Below are 21317 nucleotides of genomic sequence, written 5' to 3' on the forward strand. Positions count from 1 at the left end.
GGAGGAAGAAATGTTCGAACTTCTTATTGGAGGGATTTTTCTCTCCATGCTGATTTACGTTGGGTATAAGGTCTTCTTGGCTATTCCAAGAAAAGCGAGACCAACGACAGTAACAACCTCAACACCAGCAACAACTTCCCTTTTTGCGAGTTTGAAAAAATTTGCAACGGGGTATGGGATGAGGAGATTTATTCTCTTTATCGTTGTCGGATCCCTTCTCTGGAATGAAACGAGAGAATCATTCTGGATGCAAGTAGTTCCTGACACGGTGAAAAAGCATGTCATTGGAGAAGTTCTCATCTCTTACAAAATGAAAGATCTCAGAAAGGGAGAGACTCTAGATTGTCTCCCTCAAGGGATCTGGAAGTTTGTAAGAGTCCAGACACAAACCCCTCACTATCAGTACACCAAAGGAGATGGTTATTACACGGGGTTTTACGACAAAGAAGATCGCTCCTCGGTAGATCAAAAGACTGTTTCCAGACTTATCATCAAGGATGAAAAAAGATTTGGAAATCTATTGGTATCTTCGGATGTCAGTAGAAACAGACCCACCGGAGATGTAGTAGTAGTCAAAGGCGAGTGTCAAAAACTCACCGTTGAAACTAATCTCCCACAGGAGTTCAAAGGCTACTCCCTTCTCGAGCTCGGGGGAAAAGGAAATCCCATCAAGCTCGCGTTTGAAAGGGAATGAATATTACAGGGTGATGCAAAATTTGCGTCACCCTTTTTTATACGAAAAACTACTACTCTCAATAAGAAATAATAGGGATCATTAACCAATTCCCCCTTTCTATTCCATAAGTAATCCTATTTGACGCACAATGAGCAATGAAGCAAGTGCGATAGTAAGTCCCACAAGAGCATAAATAAATATTTTTTTACCCGTTTCAATTCTTTTTTCACTTCCACCAGAAACAAGATACATAATACCTCCCACAACCATCATAATAAGAGAAATAACTCCCACGATAGCAAGGAGAAAATTCAAAACATTAAGAGCGATATCTATGAGTGGGGTGGCACTTTCTACCGGAGTTTTAACAACATTTGGTCCAGCTTCAAGAATCAGATAAATTTCTTTAAGAAACGTTGGTGCTACTATTCCTATAGCAAGTCCTATCATCGAAGCGAGAACTGCGCCCTTAGCAATTTTTATCGATCCTTCATTTCCCCCACTTGTGGTATAAATAACACCGCCAATAACCAAAAAGACAACAGAGAGAAGTACGATAATTCCCTGAAGATATTCAAGAATAGAACCAAGAACGCCTTGTACCGTGTCATAATTAAGTGGATTTTGCCAATAAATTCCAGATGCCCCAGATGATGCAAATGACTCCATGGGTACACAAAAAAAGAAAAAAAGAAAAATACTTATCCCCAAAAAACGATACTGTATTTTTTTCATATTTTTCATTAAAAACTATTTTTAATTAACCAAAAAACATAGCTATTTGACGCACAACTATAAGAGAAATGAGTGCTACTACAAGTCCAATACCTGAGAATATAACTATTTTTTTACCCGCCTCAATTCTTGCTTCACTTCCCCCTGAGAAAAGATACATGATACCTCCCACAACCATCATAATAATAGAAAGGGTTCCTATGAGAGTAAGAAGAAGATTTAATGTATTCATGAGTATTGTATAAATAGATGTTGCTTCACTCACTTCCGTAGGAATTTCTGTATTTCCACCAACAATCGTATAAATTTCATTTAAAAACGTTGGCGCCGCTATCCCTAGAGCAAGTCCTATCATAGAAGCCAGAATTGCTCCCTTGGCAAGCGTTAGCATCTTTTCATTCCCCGAACTCGTTATATAAAGAACTGCTCCGATTATAATAAACACCAATGATAAAACAACAATGACTCCCTGAAAGAAATTGAGCATCGCAGTAATAACTTGCTGTAATGTATTATATTTAAAAGGATTTAAAAATTGGTAGTACGCCGAAGTCCCCCCTCCAGCACTTCCTCCTGGAGGAGGCGTGCTAACTTTACAGCAAATTTTACCTGAATCACATGGTATGCTCAGTAATTTAGTTCCCGTACACTCCGCATCCGAAACACAAGATCCCCCAGCAGCTTGACATTTATCTTGTGTCGTGTTTTGTGTGCAACACTTAGGTGTTGTGGGTGTTGTTGGACATTCACCAGCAGAAGTCCAACCCGCTGAACAAGTTGCAAAACAAACACCATTTCCACTAGAACAGCTTTGGGCGCTCGGGATACAACATTGCGGAGTAGCTCCCTTACAAGGAGAAGTAGAATCAGTGAAAGATTTCTCGTTTGCTCCACAACTCGCTTTGCACGAACCTTGTCCCTGTGCACACTTAACTTCAGGAGTTGAGTCTTTGCAACAGACAGTATTGGGATCTCCATCACAATTCCCCTGACCAGGATCTTTTCCGGCAGGACAAATTCCCGCACCAGGAATACATTGTGCTGGGGCTTGACAAGTTGATATCTTTTCAGTACAAGGTTTTACAATATTTGGATAAAAACTTTGTCTATTTTGACATTCTCCTATAGTAGAAAAACATTGCTCAATTTGAGATCCTGAAACATTAGCTATAAAACAATACTGAGCAGCCAAAGAATCTTGAGCTGAGAAAAAAAATATTCCGAAGGCAAGAAATAAAACAAGGAAAAATCGCATACATTTTATACATCTTATTTATTCTACATTCACTAAAATAACGAATTTCCATTCAACCACGCATCTACGGCATAAATGATAATAAGTCCAGATAATGCAGTAATAACACCCACTATTGACCAAATCATATATCGTTTAGCACTGTCGATTTGATTCTCATCCCCTCCTGAAGTGAGGTACATAATACCTGAAACCACAAAAGCAATAATAGCAATAATTCCGAAAATACTCAAAATCCATTTAAGAAAAGTATCCAAAACCGACCAAATAGGATTAGCGGGATCAGCTCCCTCAGAAAGTCCTGTCTCCGTAGGAACGCAAACACCTGAAAGCACATCAAAACCATCAGGGCATTCAGTTACAGCCTGTGACGTTTGAGAAAAAATAAAAAATAAACTAAAAAAAAGAATCAGAGCGAATGAAGAAAAAAAAGTGTATTTCATATATTTTTTATTTTATTCTTTTTTATGTAAAAATTAAAAAAGAGCATTTCCATCAAGCCAATTACTTACCGCTGTAAGAATAATAACTCCTGAAAGTGCTATTACCACACCTATGATAGATCCTATCATATAGCGTTTAGCTGACTCTGTTTGTTTTTCATCCCCTCCTGAAGTGAGATACATAATACCGGAAATCACAAAGGCAATAATGGCAATCATTCCCAAAATATACAAAAGCCAAAGCATAAGATTTTGAATAGTCTCCGCAATAGTTTTACTAGAAAGTCCGTAACCCGTATAATTCCCCTTATTCCATCCAGAAGTAAGTGCAAGAGCGTGAGAAGAAACAAATGTTATTCCCAAAAGAATTATTCCCGGGAGAAAGGTCATTAACGATTTTTTTTGATTCTTTTCCATATTTTTATTTTTTCAATAAAACTTATACATGTAGAATACCACAGATTTCCTTCTACACAAAACGACGCTTTTTCGCGTCGTTTTATCCTTTTCTCTTAAAGAGTGTAAGTTTTTATTCAATATATCTTTTGAGCTTAATTCTCTGCTAAAACAAAAATCTTTCTGTATTATTTGGAAAAAATTAAAAATCATTACTTCCAGCAAGCCAACTATTTACAGCTGTAAGAATAATGAGACCTAGCAGGGCTACTACTACTCCTATTATAGCATACACCATAGCATTCTTTGCTGTAGAGGCTCTATCATCACTTCCACCAGAAGTAAGATAGATCAAACCGGAGATCACAAAAGCAATAATAGCAATCATTCCCAAAATATAAAGAAGCCATTGCATAAGCCTTTGGATAACTGACCAGATTGTAGATTGTGATAATCCTGAACCATAACCTCCGGTACTAAGTTGAGCACTTACCGCTGCAGGAACAGTAAGAACGCACAAACTCAAAACATAGAAAGCTTTTTTTATAGTATTGATCATTTTTCTTCACCTCCTTTCATTGTATTTTCGTTCATTTTTTTATTTCTTTTATCTTTGTACTGAAAGTATATCATTTTTTTCTACTCAAGCAAAATACTGAGGGTGTAGAAAATAATCATAATCATAAGAATTCCTAATAAACCCACGAGAGCAAAAAAAGTTGATCTTTTGGCCCGTTCTATATTTTTCGCATCTCCTCTTGAAAAAAGATATAAAACTCCAGAAAAAACAAAAGTAAGAAGGAAGATAGTGCCTGAGATCATGAAAAGGCCCTTCTAAATAATGTAAAGTATTTTTCTCCAAATAAAAACAGTGCTCGAGTGCACTGTTTTTATTTGAGTTCTCAATAAAATTAGAATTCATTAGAATTCAATAGCCATGCATTAGCTGCATTAAGAATAATGAGACCTAGCAGGGCTACTACTACTCCTATTATAGCATATACCATGGCATTCTTTGCTGTAGAGGCTCTATCTTCGTTCCCACCAGAAGTAAGATAGATCAAACCGGAAATCACAAAAGCGATTACCGCAACAAATCCAAGAATATAAAGAAGCCATTGCATAAGTCTTTGGATAGTCTCCCAAATTGTAGATGTTGATAACTCAGAGTCGGTCTTATATTGAGCCATATCTAATTGAGCACTTACCGCTGCAGGAACAGTAAGAACGCACAAACTCAAAACATAGAAAGCTTTTTTTATAGTATTGATCATTTTTCTTCACCTCCTTTCATTGTATTTTCGTTCATTTTTTTATTTCTTTTATCTTTGTACTGAAAGTATATCATTTTTTTCTACTCAAGCAAAATACTGAGGGTGTAGAAAATAATCATAATCATAAGAATTCCTAATAAACCCACGAGAGCAAAAAAAGTTGATCTTTTGGCCCGTTCTATATTTTTCGCATCTCCTCTTGAAAAAAGATATAAAACTCCAGAAAAAACAAAAGTAAGAAGGAAGATAGTGCCTGAGATCGTGAGAAGAAAAAAGAATATCTTACGAAGAACTTCTGCTACCTTGGGAGCATCATCAATAACTCCAGCTTGGGCTATTTCAAAAATCATAGATATATTACTTTTATCGACGAGAAAGTGTTCGAATACGTTCCTCTAAAAGACGAACAGCTTCAAAAATAGTTGTTTTCGCCGAATGAACATCATCAATTATTTGAGCCATTGTTGTTTCTATAGCGTCAGCATCATATTGTCTCCATGATCTTGCGATGAGATTTCCTGTTACGAAAGGCCCGAGAATGGGATCAGTTTTCTGTTCTTCAATAAGATCTCTTCTTGCTGCGGGAGATTTTGTTTTTTCTACATACACCTTAGCAGGATTTATTCCTATAGAAATTTCTTTTTGATTCCCTGATATAATATTTGTGAATAATTGAGGTCCTCCTTTGTGTACTGTGAGATAACGAAGGTATTGCCAAGATTCAAAAATTCTTACGTCATCTTTATAAGCAGGATCAATTTCTCCTTGCGCTTTTTTATTTTTTGCTACAACGAATACCCAATAATTGGGATAATTAATTTCTGAAGCAGATCCCGCAAATTGAGGAAGGGGTGCTACAGCAAAGTTTAAGCGAGGATTCTTTCGTTTTATCGTTTCGTACTGCCAAGAATAATTTAGCATCATTGCCAAATCACCTTCTTGAAAAGCGTCTATGGAATAATCTTCCCGAAGATTCCAGCTATAGTAGGGAGAATTGATATCAGCAAATTGCTCATAAAACTGCAAAGCCTCTTGGCCTTTTGATCCTAGTATAGAAGAGGGGGCAGTCTTTTCTCTTGTTGTAAATTCTAGATTTGTTCCGAACTGAAGAAATAACATATTCAAAATATCTGTAGCTCTATTAATATTTTTTGCCGTTCCTAAGGAAGTACCACTTCTTGTAATAGATCCTAGATTATCTTTTCTCGTTAACTGATTCGTAAGGGCAAGAAATTGATCCCATGTTTTTGGAGGATTCGTTATTCCTTCTATGTTAAAAATATCTTTGTTATAGTAAAGAGCTAAAGAATCAACGGAAAGGGGTAATCCGTAAATTTTATCATCCAAAATAACATCATTAGCAACGACATCTACAAACTCTCTTTGGACAGTATCTCTGTTTAAAATTGCTCCAGAAGGAACGGGTGCTATTTTATCTTGAAATTCAGGAATCCATGTATTTCGAATAAGAAAAACATCAGGACCCTCTCCCGAAGCTAGTGCGGAAAGAAGATCTCTTTTGTACTCATCCACAAGAACCTTTTTGTGTGTAATAGAAGATATAAACGGACTAGCAGTTTCATAAGCATCATTAATTTCAGCATATGCATAACTATCTTCTGTTGGTCCCCAAACTTCTAATTCAAGCTGATATCCTTCAGGACCCGAAACGGTAACATAAATAAGAAAAAGAATAGCTATTATCAAAAGAACCAAACCAACAGCTGCTGCAATATATGCAGGAAATTTTGATTTCATCATATCGCTTTTTCTTTTTTAATAAAAAGGAACCCGTAATGATAATCTCCTACAGAGACAACACGTTCATCCCCAAGGCCAACTTCGTAAGCAAGTTTTAAAAGATCTTCTTTACGTAATCGTTTTTCAAGAGGTGGTCCTAAAACATTAGAAGGATCTGAATCCCATTCAGCTAGAAAAACCATTCCTCCAAGAGCAAGAACCCTCACAATTTCTTCCAAAATAACTTTCTTATCTTGGTTCATAAAAAGAATGTCTTTAGCAATGACAAGATCAATACTCGCATCATCAAGTGTTGATCCTCCTAATTTTTCTAAATTTACTCTTCTTGTTTCGATACTATTTAAAGATTCCATCATCGCACGACTCTCTACAGACTCTAATGCTTGAGTCAAGATATCTAATGCATATACTTTTCCAGAAGGTGCTACGCGTCGTGCTGCCTCAATAGTAAAATGTCCAGCTCCTGTACCAAAATCAGCAACATGCATCCCTAAGCGAATAGGTATCTGATCAAAAATTTTATTTGGTTCAAGAAATGATTTTGTTTTTATAGTTTCATTTGGCGAAGTGTTCGGATCCATAATTTTAATTTTTATTCTCTTTTAGTAAGAAAGACATTAAGTATTATATCCTATATTCATCATCTTTACAAAAAAATATTTCCGAGACAAAAAAAGATGAAAAATAGAGAAAATAAAGTGCTTGCAAAAAGAAAAAAAATCATCTACAAAAAGAAGAGAATGTTTTTATTTTTCAAAAAACTTTATAAAAAATAAAATGTTCTGAAATATTTTATTTATATTTTTAGAAAATATTCAAGGAGAGATGCTAGAGTGGTCGAATAGGACAGTCTCGAAAACTGTTGTATCGGAAACGGTACCGTGGGTTCGAATCCCACTCTCTCCGCCAAAATTGGAAATCGGAATCAGAAGCCGAAATGGGGTCGGCGCGAAGCGCCGACGCAAACGCATTCCCGCCAAAAATTCCCGAATTCAAAAGGTTTTTCCACGCTCCGCGTGGCTCAAAAAAGACGGTTCGATCCTTAATTTGAAAGTTCGAACCGACTTTTTTAAACAAATGAAGAAATTCTTCATTTGTTTTCTCGTTAGCCAATTCCACCATATAAATATTGGCTTTTAGAAGATTTTCGGTAAGTTCGAACCGATTATTGGATTTTTTCTCAAAAGCCGATAATTTCTCTTTTAAAAGTTGTTTTTGATTCACTAACTTATTTTTAGAATCACGATATTCTTCCAAAGACAGAACATTTTCTAAATATAAGTTCATCAACTTTTCAACTTTTGAATCCAAAAGAGAAATTTCATCTTTTGTTTTTTGAGAAAAAATCTCACTCGATTGATTTTCTGATTGTCGGTTTTTCTCATTTTCGACAATCATCCAATTTGCCCAATCGAGTGGCAAAGAAACTTTTTTGATACTTTCTGCAATTTGAGAAGTGATGAGTTCTTCGCGAACATATTTTTGCAAGCAAGGATTTTTCCGTTTGGTACATCGCAAATAATTATGACCTTTTTGGGTTTCAGTGGTAATGAAACAACCACATTCTCCACAACGGAAAAATCCTCTATACAAAAATGGTTTCAGTCCTTTGGAGTGAGGTTTAGATTTCCTCATCATCACTTCTTGAACGGAATCAAAAAGTTTCTTTGTGATAATCGGTTCGTGCTTACCCTCAAAAATCTCTCCGTTATACCTCATTAAACCCGTATAGATAGGATTTTTGAGGATTTGCTGATAGTTCGACACCGCAAGTTCCTTTCCGCTTTTTCGCTTCAATCCAAGTCCGTTAAATTTGTCGCGGAGTTGTCGCAAAGTGAAAGACCCAGACGAATATGCCTCAAATGTCTTTTTAATCAGTTTAGCAATTTCAATATCGGGAATGATTCCAGCACCTTTCACATTTACATATCCGAGCGGAGACATTTGAGGCCATATTCCGTCTTTCACTTTGTTGCGATGACCTCGTTTGATATTTTCTGACAAGTTATCTACATAATACTTGGATTGCGAAAAAGCGATTGAGAGCATGAACTTGCCTTGCGGTGTCGGATCACACCAGAAAGTTGGAAATTTTAGCTCGGCAATTTTGCCCGTATCGAGCAAGTAAATAACTTTTCCACCATCAACACTATTTCTCGCTAATCTGTCGGGATGCCACGCCAAAATTCCATTTGCTTCACCTTGCTCGATACGGAGAAGCATTTCATTAAATACTGGCCGACCCGGAGATTTTGCAGTTTGTTTTTCTACAAAAATATCAACGACATCAATATCCTCTTTTATCGCCAATAGTTTGAGTTCGGCCAGTTGATCCGAAATGCTTCTCACTTGCCGATCTTCGGTGTCGATTGATTTGCGAGTATAGATAAAAAACTTTCTGGTGTGATTATTCATAAAATTGTATTGGCAAACGAGGAGCCACGCGGAGCGTGGCGAATCCTTGCAGAATCAGGATTTTGTGGGGGGAATGCAGAACAGACGGCGCTTCGCGCCGACCATATTTTTGGTTCTGAAACCCTTTTCGAAAAATTGCGGTATTCATTGTACAAAATTCGAACCTTTTTTGAAACCAATCCCGATGAGGAATGAATCGCCCCGCCACCGCCTCGCAGAGCCTCGGCAACCCCGAAAGAAAAAACACTCCTTGCATTTCTGATTTGGCGGGGGTGAATTTTCTTTTGAAAAAGGAAAGGGTGTTTTTCTTTCGGGGTTCTGCCCTCCAAGTATTCGGGCAGTGTGGCGGGACGAAATGCGGACTCGGTTTTGCCAAAACTATTTTCTGGGGGAAAGGATTTGGCAAAACCTCGACTGAATTTCCCGCCCGCAGGAGGGGTCTGGGGAGGAATGCGGGCGGGTTTCGGACTGGGGGTTTTTGGAAATTCGGCGGCTACAAAATCAGAAAATTCAGATTGAATAAATCTATAATTTTTGCTATCATTGTTTTGTGAGCAAAGAAAGAATCTTCTCATAAGATAATACTATCAAAGTTTGGATACTATGGCAACTATATCAGAAAACATAAAACGAATACGAACAAAACAAGGATTGACGCAAGACGACTTGGCGAAGAAAGCGGACATCAAATACTCTACCCTTACAAAAATTGAGGGTGGTGTTGTTACAAAACCAAGTGTTCAAACAATCCAAAAAATCGCCAAGTCGTTGGGCGTTCCTATGGAGGAAATTTTGAAATAATATGGATAATCAAGAAGAACAAAATAATATAGAAGTGCAACCTGATTTGTATCTTGAATCACCAAAGGCTTTTCATCTTGAAATGCCTCCTTACCACAATTTTGATTTGTCCACTAAAGCTATTTCAAGAGCCATATATGAAATTTTAAGTAACAGATCAACTATTGATGCTTATTGTATTTGGTGCGGAAAAGAAGGCGTGTTTAGGGCATACAACTATCTATCTGATAATGTTTCTGTTCCTCCCTGGACAAAAAGAAATAATGGATTGATAGAAATAGAGTATCGTTGCACTCGTAACGAATCCCATGCTTACCACACTTATTATTTTAAGGCGGGTGATTTTTTTACAAAAGTTGGACAGTTTCCATCTGTTGCTGATTTTCAAATACCTCAAGTTGAGTCGTATCGAAAAATTCTTGACGAAGAACAATATAAGGAATTTACACGCGGGATCGGTCTATCCGCTCATGGCGTAGGTATCGGTTCATTCGTGTATCTTCGCCGTGTTTTTGAAAATCTTATTGAAGAAGCTCATAATAAAGCAAAGGCGGAAGACGAATCGTTCTCGGACGAAGCATATATACGAGCAAGAATGGATGACAAAATTGAAATGGTAAAAGAATATTTACCAGAATTCCTTGTCGAAAATCGCTCATTATATGCAATTTTGAGTAAAGGTATTCATGCCCTAGGCGAAGATGAGTGTTTGCAATATTTCGAAACAGTGAAAATCGGAATTGAGCAAATTCTTGACGAAAAAATTATTGCTAAAGAAAAAGCAGAAAAAGCCGCTTCTGCTCGTGCCGCAATTCAGAAAACACATGGCAAAATAAATGGAGTATAAAACTTATGGAAATAAACAGACCAAAATCTAAACAACCGATTCCCGATAACGCCAAAAAGGTTTTTGCTGGAGTGCTTTTTGATGTCTATCAATGGGAGCAAGAACTTTTTGACGGAACAAAAACTCTTTTTGAAAAACTGAAACGCCCTGATACCGTTGTCGTTTTTCCAGTTTTAGATGACGGGAAAATTATACTTACAGAACAAGAACAACCCGGCAAAGAACCTTTTATCGGGGCGACTGGCGGGAGAGTTGATAAGGGCGAAGATATTTTGGAAGCGGCGAAACGCGAACTTCTTGAAGAAAGTGGTTACGAAGCATCAGAGTTTGTCCTTTGGGACGCCCAACACCCGACATCAAAAATTGATTGGGTTGTTTATACTTTTATCGCCAAAGGGCTTAAAAAAGTTTCTGAAATGAATCTCGATGCTGGCGAAAAAATCACTCTAAAGTTAGTTGATCTCGATGAGTTTATTGAAATTGCATTAAATAAAAATTTTGTTGAAAAGGAAATAATTCCAAAACTTTACGAGGCGAAACTTTACCCAGAAAAGAATGAAGAACTTAAAAAGTTATTTAACCCAAAATTTTAATTTATGAAAACAATTTTAGTTGATGCCGTAGATGCGTTTGTTGTAGAAACCGAAAATGGTTTCGAGATTTTTGAGCCAGTGCAAAAAATGCTCAACGAGTTTCCAAACACCAAAATAATTCTTACTGGTGCGAATGATGAACAGTTTAAGAAATTTGGTCTGGATAAAATGCCATATGAAGTTTTTACACTAAAACACGACCCTGAAAAAACCAACTCCGAGTATTACAAAAAAATGCTTGAGCATTTTAACTTTAAGCCGGAAGATGTTGTTTATTTTGAGCACAACCCTGAAGCAGTAAAAAGTGCTCAATCAGTCGGTATCAAAACTCATTTTTGGGACAACGAGAAAAGACCATTGAGAGAGTTGAGTATTTTCTTGGAAAACAGCATTTAATATATGAAACCAATCCTCGTAACTTGTTATGTAAATCCCGACCTCGACGGCGTTGCTGGCGCAATCGCCTACGGCGAATTTTTACAGAAAACTGGCAAAAATACTGTCGTAGGGATTATTGGCGAACCACACGACGAAGCGAAGTATATTTTAGATTGCTTTGGCTTTGAATATCCGCCAATGATAGAAAACGCGGATAATTTCGATGAAGTGATACTCGTGGATGCAAGCGACCTCAATGGACTTGAGGGAAAAATATCTGCCGAAAAAGTCATCGAAATTATCGACCACAGAAAAGTCCATGAGGCGGATAAATTTCCCAATGCCAAAGCGCAAATTGAGCTTGTTGGTGCGGCCGCTACTCTTGTCGCAGAAAAATTTATGCAAAACAAAGTTGATATATCGAAAGAATCAGCAACACTTGTTTACGGAGCAATAATTTCCAATACCCTCAATTTCAAGGGAAGCGTTACCACTGACCGCGACAAAGTAGCAGCCGAATGGCTCAATAAGGTTGCGAAATTGCCCGAAGATTTTTGGAAAGATTTGTTTATCGTAAAATCAGATTTATCAGGCAATAAACTTACAGAAAGAATAGAGGGCGATTTCGCATGGTTTGTTATGGGCGACAAAAAAGTTGGTATCGCCCAAGTTGAAATGATTGGTGCTAAAAAACTTGTAGACAAAAGAAGTAGCGAGATTGTTCAAGTGTTAGATAAAATCAAAAAAGAGATGGGCCTAGATTTTATCTTCCAAAATACAATCGAGCTTGAAGATACAAAAAACTTTTTTGTCGCTCAAGATTCCGAAACACAAAAACTTTTGGAAAAAGTTTTGAAAGTTCAATTTGCTGGCGTAGTCGCGGAGCGACCAAATCTGATTATGCGCAAGCAAATTGTTCCTTTGTTGAAGGATGAGTTAGAATTGAAATAGCCGCCGAATTTCCAAAAACCCCCAGTCCGAAACCCGCCCGCATTCCTCCCCAGACCCCTCCTGCGGGCGGGAAATTCAGTCGAGGTTTTGCCAAATCCTTTCCCCCAGAAAATAGTTTTGGCAAAACCGAGTCCGCATTTCGTCCCGCCACACTGCCCGAATACTTGGAGGGCAGAACCCCGAAAGAAAAACACCCTTTCCTTTTTCAAAAGAAAATTCACCCCCGCCAAATCAGAAATGCAAGGAGTGTTTTTTCTTTCGGGGTTGCCGAGGCTCTGCGAGGCGGTGGCGGGGCGATTCATTCCTCATCGGGATTGGTTTCAAAAAAGGTTCGAATTTTGTACAATGAATACCGCTATAGAGTTTTTTCCAATATGGGATTAATTTCCCGTATTGGAGAAAATATTGTGAAAAATCAAAGGGATTCGAACGGGTAGGAGCGAGTCCTCGAGTATCGATGGATGCGAATAAATGAGCATTCAGCGCTACCCAGGACAACGAACTCCCATTTTGGGAGTGAGGCGAAAATCCCACTCTGGGCAGTGAACGAAGTGAATGAGGAAGAGAAAGAAAGCAAAGAGTTTTGCTTTCTTTGGAATGAGAAGGGACTTGCGAAGCGACAAAAGTCACCGAAAGTCCCCGGCCCGAAGGGGAATCTCTCTCTTACTTAAAAAAAACTCTCATGCCCTAATTCATGAGAGTTTTTTATTTCCTATACTTTCGAAGTAGAATTATCTACATCGATTCGCATGACATATATTTTTCTATAGAACCATCTGCAGCAAGAAGTGTTCCTATCATAAATCTTCGATATCCATTTGCACATTCTGCCACACCATTGTAATCGGGGCACGAAATTGGGAACTGTAAAGTCTCTCCTCTTGGCCCCGTGCATGAACGAATAGATCCGTTCGAATTTTGAACCACAACAGCATACCCATAAAGTCCGCCCTTACGAGGACTCGTAAAAGATCCTGATATTGACTCGCATGAATAATATCTAGACGTAAAACTTTCTGTTATTGAACCTGTTCCAATGCGACGAAAACCACTCTCACAAATAGGTATATTATCCCCTCCACAAGTCATTGGAGAAGATGCTCCGCAACCAACAGCATTGCCTTGTTGCATAGTAACTATACCAACGCCATATAATTTTCCTTTTTCTTTTATCGCTGGATATGAGTTTGTATTTGCTTTGCACGTATACACCGTGTACGCTCCCCCGGCATCGGGCACACTTCCGATTTTTGACAAATAGAAACCTCTTTCACAGACTGGCTGCTCCAAATTATTGCATGAAATGGGATCGATCGTTTCTCCATCCCAAATATCACCTGCAGGCTTAGGTCCTTTACAATAGTCATTTCTTACCATTACAGCACCGAAAAGTGATTCGGAATCATAGGGTCCTCTGTAAGAAGGTTGATCTTTTAAGATTTGAGCTATCTGAGCATTTGAAGAAGATTTATCTGAACCTTTATCTACCAACTTCACATACGTTCTTTTTCCATACGGATAGGAATTATTACCACTCTTCCATGTCCACGTTAGTAAATCTTTTTGTCTAATATCTTCATCAAGATATAATTGTCGCACTGCATAAAATTCACTTTGGTTATACGTGACTTGAAAAGAGTTCATTGAGAGACTGCCCTTATCTTGATAGATATCATTTCTCATATCAACGACAGTTGAAAGTGCCCACACATCTTTTCCGTATTGAGCTGCAAGTTTTCTCACAACTTTATTAACAAGGCGGTGTTGTTCATGACCATATTCACCCCAATTATTATGCGTCACAATGCGCTTTGTGGTACTCGCACTCATAATTGGTTTTAATTTAGCTTCAAGAACACTAGCGGAAACAAGTGATTGTCGAGAGATTGGATTTGTTTTGTATTGAGCTATGTACGTTGAAACATCCGTTCTTCCATAAATCGTTTCCCATTTCTGGCTATAGTTATAAGGGGTTTTATTTACAATATTTTCAAAAGGAGGTGTTGCTGGATATGCAGAAAGTACAAATTTTTGAGCTACCTTAAAAAATGGAAACATCCAGAGTAAATCATCATCTTGATGGGCAAAAATAAGCACAGTGCCTCCATCTGAAAATTCTGCTGGCAAAGTAGGATCTCCTCCTCTCGAACCCTTAAACGTAGCTGTTACATTACGAGATTGTGTGAGAGATACAGAACACGTTTTACTTGTTCCTCTACAATCCCCTGTCCATCCTTCAAAAGTATTTCCACTTTGAGGTGAAGCTGTGAGTGTAACCTTTGTATTTTGAGGTAATGTTTTTGAACATGTTGTACCACAATTAATTCCAGAAGGATTTGATACTATTGTTCCTGCTCCAGTACCAGCTTTTGCTACAGTAAGAGTTTGTTGTCCTTGTTGTGTAGAACAGTTAATTTTCTTTGGTGAACCACTAATGACATTGTTTGGTCCTCCAGAAATATCAATAGCATGAATGTATATATTCTTTTCACCTTGATTACGGAATGAGGAAGGAAGTTTACAGTCAAAGCCATGAGTTCCACTAATACCATAACCTTTGTTTATATCAGGTCTGGAAACTTTTGTTTGACATCCTGCTATAAATTTTCCTCCTTTACCATAAGGAGCTCCTTCATAAAAATGAACCCAGATAGATGTTCTGGAGTTATCAGGATCATAGGCCCAACCTTTTACACTACAAGTATTGGAGTCAGGACCATCAAAAGCTCCTATAGCAGGTTTAGCACTTGCAGCATCTGAAAATGGTAAATCAAAAGAAATTCCTGAGAAGATATCCCTTGTTGTTGCTTTTTGAATAAGAAGAATACTTCCAAGAAAAAAGCTTATGACAAGAAGAAGAGAAATGATTTGTATTTTAGAATCTTTTTTTTGTTTTTTTTTGTTTTTTTTTGTTTTTTTTGAAAACATAGTTGTGTGTTTTAGGTTATAGTAGTAATGATACTCTTTTGTGGGAGATGTTCAAGACTTTATAATTTTTCTCTATTGTAAAGTAATTTTCCAACGATGCAGTGCTTGAGAATTTCTTTGTGAACTGCATATATTAGTAGCGCTTGTTTTAAATTTCGCACAGTACACATAGAAAGATCCGTTTGCTATATGATTTGCGGAAGCATTATCACTAACTACCGTACAATATTGATATCCACCATCTAAGCCTTGTTGACTTGCTGGTTCTTCTACGATAGTTTTTGAGAATTCTCCCCTATTTATATATAAAAATTATTCAAAAAAGCATTCTATGTAATTCTTTTTCTACTACAGAGCTTTTTTAAAATTTTTACTTTCCAAAAAATGATTTTCTTTACTTATTGTAATTAAACACTTTTTCATTGAATAATTCTTATAGACAAAATAAAAATGTTGTGCTACATTTTCCTCATGGATGCGCCTAGTGATTTTTGGTTATGGATTTGGATTCTTTCTGGAGGAATAATATTTCTTCTTCTTTTTCTTACCTTACTTTGGATTTACGTTCGAAAAATTAATGAAACGTTAAAAATTTTTTTTTCTGGCACGCAAGAAGCTAAAGACTTTGAATCCGTTATTATAGAAAATATACGTCACACACAACAACTTGAAAAAGATGTAAAAGACCTCGCATCCTTCAGTAATAATGTTTATCGATTAGCCACAAAAAGTCCTTATAAAATGGGCCTTATAAGATTTAATCCTTTTAAAGATATTGGAGGAAATCAAAGTTTTGCCCTTTCTTTTTTGGATAAAGAAAAAACAGGTATGGTTATTTCATCTCTTTATACCCGAGAAGGAACGAGGATATACGCCAAACCTGTTTACAAAGGAGAGGCTCTGGATGGTTATGAATTTTCAAAAGAAGAAAAACAAGCTGTAATCCAAGCATCAATAAAAAAAATAAAAGGATTTCAAAAAAGTGAAAAGTAATTTTTTATTATCATAACTCTCAATTAATCATCATAGAATCATTTTTATATGACAACAACTACATCTCCTCAAAGTGAAGAAAAAATAATAAAAATCCCCGAAACAATAACTGTCCAAAGATTTTCTGAAATTCTTCAACTTTCTGTTTCTGCAGTTATAATGGAATTGATGAAAAATAAAATCTTGGCCACTATAAATGATGAGATTGATTTTGAAACAGCCAGTATTATAGCGCAAGATCTTGGATTCACTACACAAAAAGACTTAGATGTTACTGCTGGGGAAAGCGTTACCTTAGAAAAACTTCTTGAAATTTGTCGTCAAGAAAAAGAGAAGGGTTTAAGACTTACTCCTCGTCCACCAATAGTTACTATTCTCGGACACGTTGATCATGGAAAAACTACTCTACTTGATTATATTCGCAAAGCAAGCGTTGCTCAATCTGAAGTCGGAGGGATTACTCAAGGCATCAGTGCTTATCAAACAAAAAAACAAGGTAAATATATAACATTTGTCGACACACCTGGTCATGAGGCCTTCGCATCTATGCGACAACGTGGTGTTTCCTTGGCAGATATAGCAATCCTTGTTGTTGCTGCTGATGACGGAGTAAAACCTCAAACAAAGGAAGTTATCGCGTATTTAAAGGAAAAGAAAATACCTACCATCGTAGCTATAACGAAAATTGATAAACCGGAAGCTAAAACTGCTCGAGTAAAACAAGAGGTTTCTGAGCATGGCATTCTCTTGGAAGGTTGGGGAGGAGATGTTATGTGTGCTGAGGTAAGTGGTAAAAGTGGAAAAGGTGTCGATCAATTATTAGAAAGTATTCTCCTTCTTTCTGAAGTAGAAGACTTTTCAGCTGATAAAAAACGAGATGGTTTAGGTATTGTTCTTGAAGGAAATCTTGATGCGAAAAAAGGTCCTGTTGCGATCGTATTAGTAAAAACAGGAACATTCCGAGTAGGTCAGGATGTTGTAGCGGGAACAGTTTCTGGACGAATTCGAAGGATAGAAAACTGGAAGGGTGAATCCATACCTTTCGCAGAACCTTCTGTTCCAGCAACTATAATAGGACTTTCTGACGTACCTCAGTCAAACACTATTTTGCAAGTTATTGATGCAAAAAAAGAAAGACGCTTACGAGATACCATAAACTTCTCAAAGAAAAAAACAATCTCAGCTCAAAAAGATGATTCAAAAAAAGTAGTTTCCGTTATCCTTAAGGCAGATACACAAGGATCTCTCGAAGCAGTTCAACAAATCCTTTCTACATTTACCAATGATGAAGTTTCTCTTGATTATATTGATGCTGGCATTGGGAGTATAACAGAATCCGATATTCGCTCAGCAAAAGCTGGTGAGGCTTCTATTTTTGGATTTAGCGTAGAAGCAACCCCTGTTGCTAAAAGAATGGCTCAAGCTGACTCTGTTGAAATAAAAACATATCGTATTATTTATGAATTGGTTGATGATATAAAAACTCGAATGGAAAATCTCCTTGAACCAGAAGTGATCCGCACAGATCTTGGGAAAATGGGAGTGCTTGCAATTTTCAAAACAACAAAGAAAGATATGATTTTGGGAGGAAAAGTCATAAAAGGAAAGATTGCCAAAGGAGCTAATATTGAAGTTATGCGCGAAGATCGTCTTATTGGAATAGGAAAACTCGTCAACTTGCAACAGAATAAAGTCGATGTAAATGAGGTAAAACAAAATTACGAATGTGGAGTTACCTTTGAAGGTGAAACTCGCATTGTCGCTGGAGACATTCTCGTCTGTTCTTTTCAAGAAATACGAAAACGAACACTCTCAGCATCTCGATAAAAATACCCTTAAAAACAAAATATTCCATCGGATACTTCTTCTTACAGTATCCGATTTTTTGACCTTGTGAAGAAAAACCATTACAGTAGTCTTTATGAAATATATAATTCCTCCATCAGTACTACACACTGGAAAAACTTTACTTGAAGCGGGTTTTGAGGTTTATCTCGTAGGAGGTTGCGTTCGGGATCTTCTTATGCAAAAAAAACCAAAAGATTGGGATTTTACGACAAATGCACTCCCGGAACAAATACAAAAACTATTCCCTGATAGTTTTTATGAAAATACTTTTGGCACCGTTGGCATCAAAGTTCCTGAAGAAATTTCCATAGATTCCAGTGATCGTATTATTGAAATCACTACGTATAGAACCGAATTGGGTTATTCAGATAATAGACGCCCTGATCACATACACTTTGCCAAAACTTTAAAGGAAGATCTCTTACGAAGAGATTTTACTATGAATGCTATTGCTCTATCCCCTCTTAAAAACGAGATTCAAGATTTCTATAATGGCGAGAAAGATATTGAACAAAAAATTATTCGTGCCGTAGGAGACCCAAATGAACGTTTTTCTGAAGATGCTCTTCGCATGATGAGGGCTGTTCGATTTTCAAGTGAGCTCTGTTTTTCTATCGAAGAAAAAACTCTACAAGCCATACAAAAAAATGCTTCTCTTCTCAAAAATATTGCGAAAGAACGTATTCGTTTAGAATTGGAGCGCATTCTTCTTTCCCCACATCCTTCTGAGGGAATAGAAATGCTTGAAAAATCAGATCTTCTTCAATACATAATTCCCGAACTTCGTGAAGGAATTGGTGTTTCTCAAAATCTTCACCACACGTATACTGTATGGGAACATAACCTTTTAGCACTTAAAACTTGCCCATCGAAAAAACTTTCCGTTCGTCTCGCTGCACTTTTGCATGACGTAGGAAAACCCCGAACAAAAAAAGGTGATGGAAAATTCGCCACCTTCTATAATCATGATCATGTTGGTGCTCGTATAACACGAGAAATTCTCAAACGTCTCACCTTTCCTCGTGAAATTGTAGAACACACAACCCTTCTCGTAGATCAACATCTCTTTTATTACAACGTGGAAGAAGTTACAGAGTCCGCCGTAAGACGAGTAATTGCGCGTGTTGGTCTTGAAAACATAAAAGATCTTATTGATGTTCGCATTGGGGATCGACTTGGAAGTGGTGTTCCTAAAGCTAAACCCTACCGACTTAGACATTTTGAATATATGGTAGAGAAAGTTTCTCATGATCCTATAAATGTTAAGGATCTCAAAATAAATGGAAATGATCTCACTCAAACTCTTACCCTTAAACCTGGACCAAAAATTGGCGCCATTCTTGACGTTCTTCTTGGAGAAGTTATTGAGGATTCTTCAAAAAATACTAAAGAGTTTCTTCTTGAGCGCGCTCGTAAACTTGAATCACAAGAAATTGAAACACTTCGCCATACAGCCAAATCTCGCATTGAAGAACAAAGAAAAAAAGATGAGGACTTTATGAAAAGTAAATATTGGGTAAAATAAAAATCTTAAAAACTTAAAATCTTCTCAAGTTCATTACAAATTTACCCTATTTAAAGATATGTTTCTATTCTCTCTTACATTTTCCATTAAAAATTTTACGCATAACTTTTCAAATTTCTGTACATTTTCGAAGGAAAAATCTATACTAAAGCCATAATTGTTATTCTATTTTTAATGTTCTCTAAAATTTTAATGAGAATACAAAAGTATGCTTAGTGAAAAAAATTTCTTCTCCATTCTCAACAACCAATCCAATCATTTTCCTGGTTATAATGAAAATCAATCTGAAGGAGACGGAAAAATTCTTGAACGAGCCCTCTTTGGTGGCCTAACCGGTTTCAATAAAGACTCTGACACACTCCTTGAGAATAGATTTGAATCCGTAAGTGGAGAACATGACAAAAATTATTATTCCAAGATATTTGAAATCGTACGCACACGCCAACCACACAATAACCCCAAAAATCCTCCTGGTCATTTCCCTCAACAACTCCTCAAAGAAATTGTGCGAACTCTTGCGATAAAAACAAGGCGCATTCAACCCGGAGACTCAATCACCCTTCCGCATCCCTTTTTAGATGTTCGTTTGTATACAGCGGTTAATTCAATTCTCGATCGACGAGAAGGAGTGGATGCTTTCATTGATTTTGTACTCCCAAACAAAACTATTCGAACTGTGACTCTCGATGCCACGCTTCAGGATATAAAAAATTCGTTCAAAGCAGATATTCTTTTCAGTCTTCCTCCAGAAATAAAGAGAAATTTTCGAAGGGATACCTTTATAGAAGATTTTGTTGATACTAAAAGATGTACGACATTCTTCTATGAACTCTCCGAAAAAATAGTCAATGTATTGACAAATCCCAAAAATATGGTAAATATAGAAGAACGTCTGGCACACCCGACAAAGCATGTCGTACCCCAGGATGTTCTTTATTGCACTGGAAACACCTATCGAAAAAACGATATGGAGGTAAAATAAGATTGAAGAAAAAATCTTTTGCAAACGTCCTTTTTGGAAGTGTCGTGAACGGGCCTCCTGATATCGAACATGAGCCAAATCTCGAGTATTTCACTCATGAATTTACTTCGGGATGTGTCGCTCACGCTTTCTGTAGTGGATGTGGAAGGCACTTTCAAGTAACTACTAAGAGAGCAGAAGAGATTCTCCATTCACACACACTCCCTCACAATGACGAGTACATCCGACTTATAGAGTGCACGCTCTGCTGTCCCCAGGGTGCTCGGGGAGCTATTATAAAAAAAAGACCCAAGCTCTCCTAGCTTTTCAAGTGCTAAAAAATAAACCACATTTTCAAAACGGGATTGTCTTACTTTCCCGTTTTTTCTTTTTATATTAATCTCTTTTGCGAAGAATCCTCCACCCTTTAGTGTACGGTCTCGAAAATAACCTTCACACCCAAAGATAAATATGAAAATTACCCAAAATCGTAAAGTTATTATTTCATAATAGAAATTTCTCGCGTCTGTGCTTCTA

General features: G+C 37.1%; 22 protein-coding genes, 1 tRNA gene and 1 pseudogene. 11 read left to right on the plus strand and 13 right to left on the minus strand.

Features of this window, described 5'->3' with window-relative positions:
* Positions 1–10 precede the first annotated feature (10 nt).
* Positions 11–694 (plus strand): hypothetical protein, encoded by a 684-nt coding sequence (locus tag IPN70_02175; GenBank protein ID QQS61714.1) that lies wholly within the window; start codon positions 11–13, stop codon positions 692–694.
* A 99-nt stretch (positions 695–793) separates the two neighbouring features.
* Here the strand turns inward: IPN70_02175 and IPN70_02180 are convergent, their stop codons facing one another.
* The 10 genes from IPN70_02180 to IPN70_02225 form a co-directional block, all read right to left on the minus strand.
* Positions 794–1411 (minus strand): hypothetical protein, encoded by a 618-nt coding sequence (locus IPN70_02180; protein ID QQS61715.1) that lies wholly within the window; start codon positions 1409–1411, stop codon positions 794–796.
* 25 nt (positions 1412–1436) lie between these two features.
* Positions 1437–2666: a hypothetical protein gene (locus IPN70_02185; protein QQS61716.1), complete on the minus strand. Its 1230-nt coding sequence runs from the start codon at positions 2664–2666 to the stop codon at positions 1437–1439.
* Positions 2667–2698: 32 nt separating this feature from the next.
* Entirely contained in the window at positions 2699–3109 is a 411-nt protein-coding gene (locus tag IPN70_02190) for a hypothetical protein (protein QQS61717.1), read from the minus strand.
* Between the two features lie 33 nt (positions 3110–3142).
* Complete coding sequence (locus IPN70_02195) at positions 3143–3526, minus strand: TrbC/VirB2 family protein (GenBank protein QQS61718.1); 384 nt, start codon at positions 3524–3526, stop codon at positions 3143–3145.
* A gap of 181 nt (positions 3527–3707) precedes the next feature.
* The gene (locus tag IPN70_02200; protein QQS61719.1) at positions 3708–4064 is read right to left on the minus strand and encodes a hypothetical protein; all 357 of its coding nucleotides are present in this window, start codon (positions 4062–4064) and stop codon (positions 3708–3710) included.
* Positions 4065–4144: 80 nt separating this feature from the next.
* Positions 4145–4327 carry a hypothetical protein gene (locus IPN70_02205; protein QQS61720.1) on the minus strand — a complete coding sequence of 61 codons (183 nt, stop codon included), beginning with the start codon at positions 4325–4327 and terminating at the stop codon, positions 4145–4147.
* Positions 4328–4416: 89 nt separating this feature from the next.
* Positions 4417–4779, minus strand: a complete 363-nt coding sequence (locus tag IPN70_02210; GenBank protein QQS61721.1) for a hypothetical protein — start codon at positions 4777–4779, stop codon at positions 4417–4419.
* 80 nt (positions 4780–4859) lie between these two features.
* Positions 4860–5129 (minus strand): hypothetical protein, encoded by a 270-nt coding sequence (locus tag IPN70_02215; protein ID QQS61722.1) that lies wholly within the window; start codon positions 5127–5129, stop codon positions 4860–4862.
* Positions 5130–5142: 13 nt separating this feature from the next.
* Positions 5143–6540 (minus strand): extracellular solute-binding protein, encoded by a 1398-nt coding sequence (locus tag IPN70_02220; protein QQS61723.1) that lies wholly within the window; start codon positions 6538–6540, stop codon positions 5143–5145.
* Positions 6537–7121 (minus strand): methyltransferase domain-containing protein, encoded by a 585-nt coding sequence (locus tag IPN70_02225; protein QQS61724.1) that lies wholly within the window; start codon positions 7119–7121, stop codon positions 6537–6539. The genes IPN70_02220 and IPN70_02225 overlap by 4 nt, the downstream gene beginning before the upstream one ends.
* A 238-nt stretch (positions 7122–7359) precedes the next feature.
* Between IPN70_02225 and IPN70_02230 the strand changes: the two genes are divergently transcribed.
* Positions 7360–7449: transfer RNA gene (locus IPN70_02230), tRNA-Ser, on the plus strand.
* Between the two features lie 1047 nt (positions 7450–8496).
* Here IPN70_02230 and IPN70_02235 read toward each other — a convergent pair.
* Both IPN70_02235 and IPN70_02240 read right to left on the minus strand, forming a co-directional pair.
* Positions 8497–8955: pseudogene (locus tag IPN70_02235) on the minus strand (recombinase family protein).
* Positions 8952–9530, minus strand: coding sequence for a hypothetical protein (locus IPN70_02240; GenBank protein QQS61725.1), 579 nt, complete (start codon positions 9528–9530; stop codon positions 8952–8954). Before IPN70_02240 ends, IPN70_02235 begins: the two are co-directional and overlap by 4 nt.
* Before the next feature lie 28 nt (positions 9531–9558).
* Here IPN70_02240 and IPN70_02245 point away from each other — a divergent pair, with 28 nt between their 5' ends.
* Genes IPN70_02245 through IPN70_02265 form a run of 5 tightly spaced genes read left to right on the plus strand, consistent with a single transcriptional unit; the run spans position 9559 to position 12525 of the window.
* On the plus strand, positions 9559–9756 hold the full coding sequence (locus tag IPN70_02245) for a helix-turn-helix transcriptional regulator (GenBank protein ID QQS61726.1): 198 nt from the start codon (positions 9559–9561) through the stop codon (positions 9754–9756).
* A gap of 1 nt (position 9757) precedes the next feature.
* A complete protein-coding gene (locus tag IPN70_02250; protein ID QQS61727.1) occupies positions 9758–10603 on the plus strand; it encodes a short-chain dehydrogenase in 846 nt (281 codons plus the stop codon).
* Between the two features lie 5 nt (positions 10604–10608).
* Positions 10609–11196, plus strand: a complete 588-nt coding sequence (locus IPN70_02255; GenBank protein QQS61728.1) for an NUDIX hydrolase — start codon at positions 10609–10611, stop codon at positions 11194–11196.
* A gap of 3 nt (positions 11197–11199) precedes the next feature.
* Positions 11200–11592, plus strand: coding sequence for an HAD hydrolase-like protein (locus tag IPN70_02260; protein ID QQS61729.1), 393 nt, complete (start codon positions 11200–11202; stop codon positions 11590–11592).
* Positions 11593–11595: 3 nt separating this feature from the next.
* Positions 11596–12525, plus strand: a complete 930-nt coding sequence (locus IPN70_02265) for a DHH family phosphoesterase (GenBank protein QQS61730.1) — start codon at positions 11596–11598, stop codon at positions 12523–12525.
* A 735-nt stretch (positions 12526–13260) separates the two neighbouring features.
* On the opposite strand, the gene IPN70_02270 is transcribed toward IPN70_02265, so the two are convergent.
* Positions 13261–15453, minus strand: a complete 2193-nt coding sequence (locus tag IPN70_02270; GenBank protein QQS61731.1) for a hypothetical protein — start codon at positions 15451–15453, stop codon at positions 13261–13263.
* A gap of 450 nt (positions 15454–15903) precedes the next feature.
* Between IPN70_02270 and IPN70_02275 the strand changes: the two genes are divergently transcribed.
* The 4 genes from IPN70_02275 to IPN70_02290 all read left to right on the plus strand — a co-directional run bounded on the left by IPN70_02275 (position 15904) and on the right by IPN70_02290 (position 20801).
* Positions 15904–16446, plus strand: a complete 543-nt coding sequence (locus IPN70_02275; protein ID QQS61732.1) for a DUF4446 family protein — start codon at positions 15904–15906, stop codon at positions 16444–16446.
* Between the two features lie 48 nt (positions 16447–16494).
* A complete protein-coding gene (locus IPN70_02280) occupies positions 16495–18273 on the plus strand; it encodes a translation initiation factor IF-2 (GenBank protein ID QQS61733.1) in 1779 nt (592 codons plus the stop codon).
* Positions 18274–18367: 94 nt separating this feature from the next.
* Positions 18368–19819: an HDIG domain-containing protein gene (locus tag IPN70_02285; protein QQS61734.1), complete on the plus strand. Its 1452-nt coding sequence runs from the start codon at positions 18368–18370 to the stop codon at positions 19817–19819.
* Between the two features lie 208 nt (positions 19820–20027).
* Positions 20028–20801 carry a hypothetical protein gene (locus IPN70_02290; GenBank protein QQS61735.1) on the plus strand — a complete coding sequence of 258 codons (774 nt, stop codon included), beginning with the start codon at positions 20028–20030 and terminating at the stop codon, positions 20799–20801.
* Positions 20802–21317 lie beyond the last annotated feature (516 nt).

The organism is Candidatus Moraniibacteriota bacterium, from assembly GCA_016699795.1.
GTDB lineage: Bacteria > Patescibacteriota > Minisyncoccia > Moranbacterales.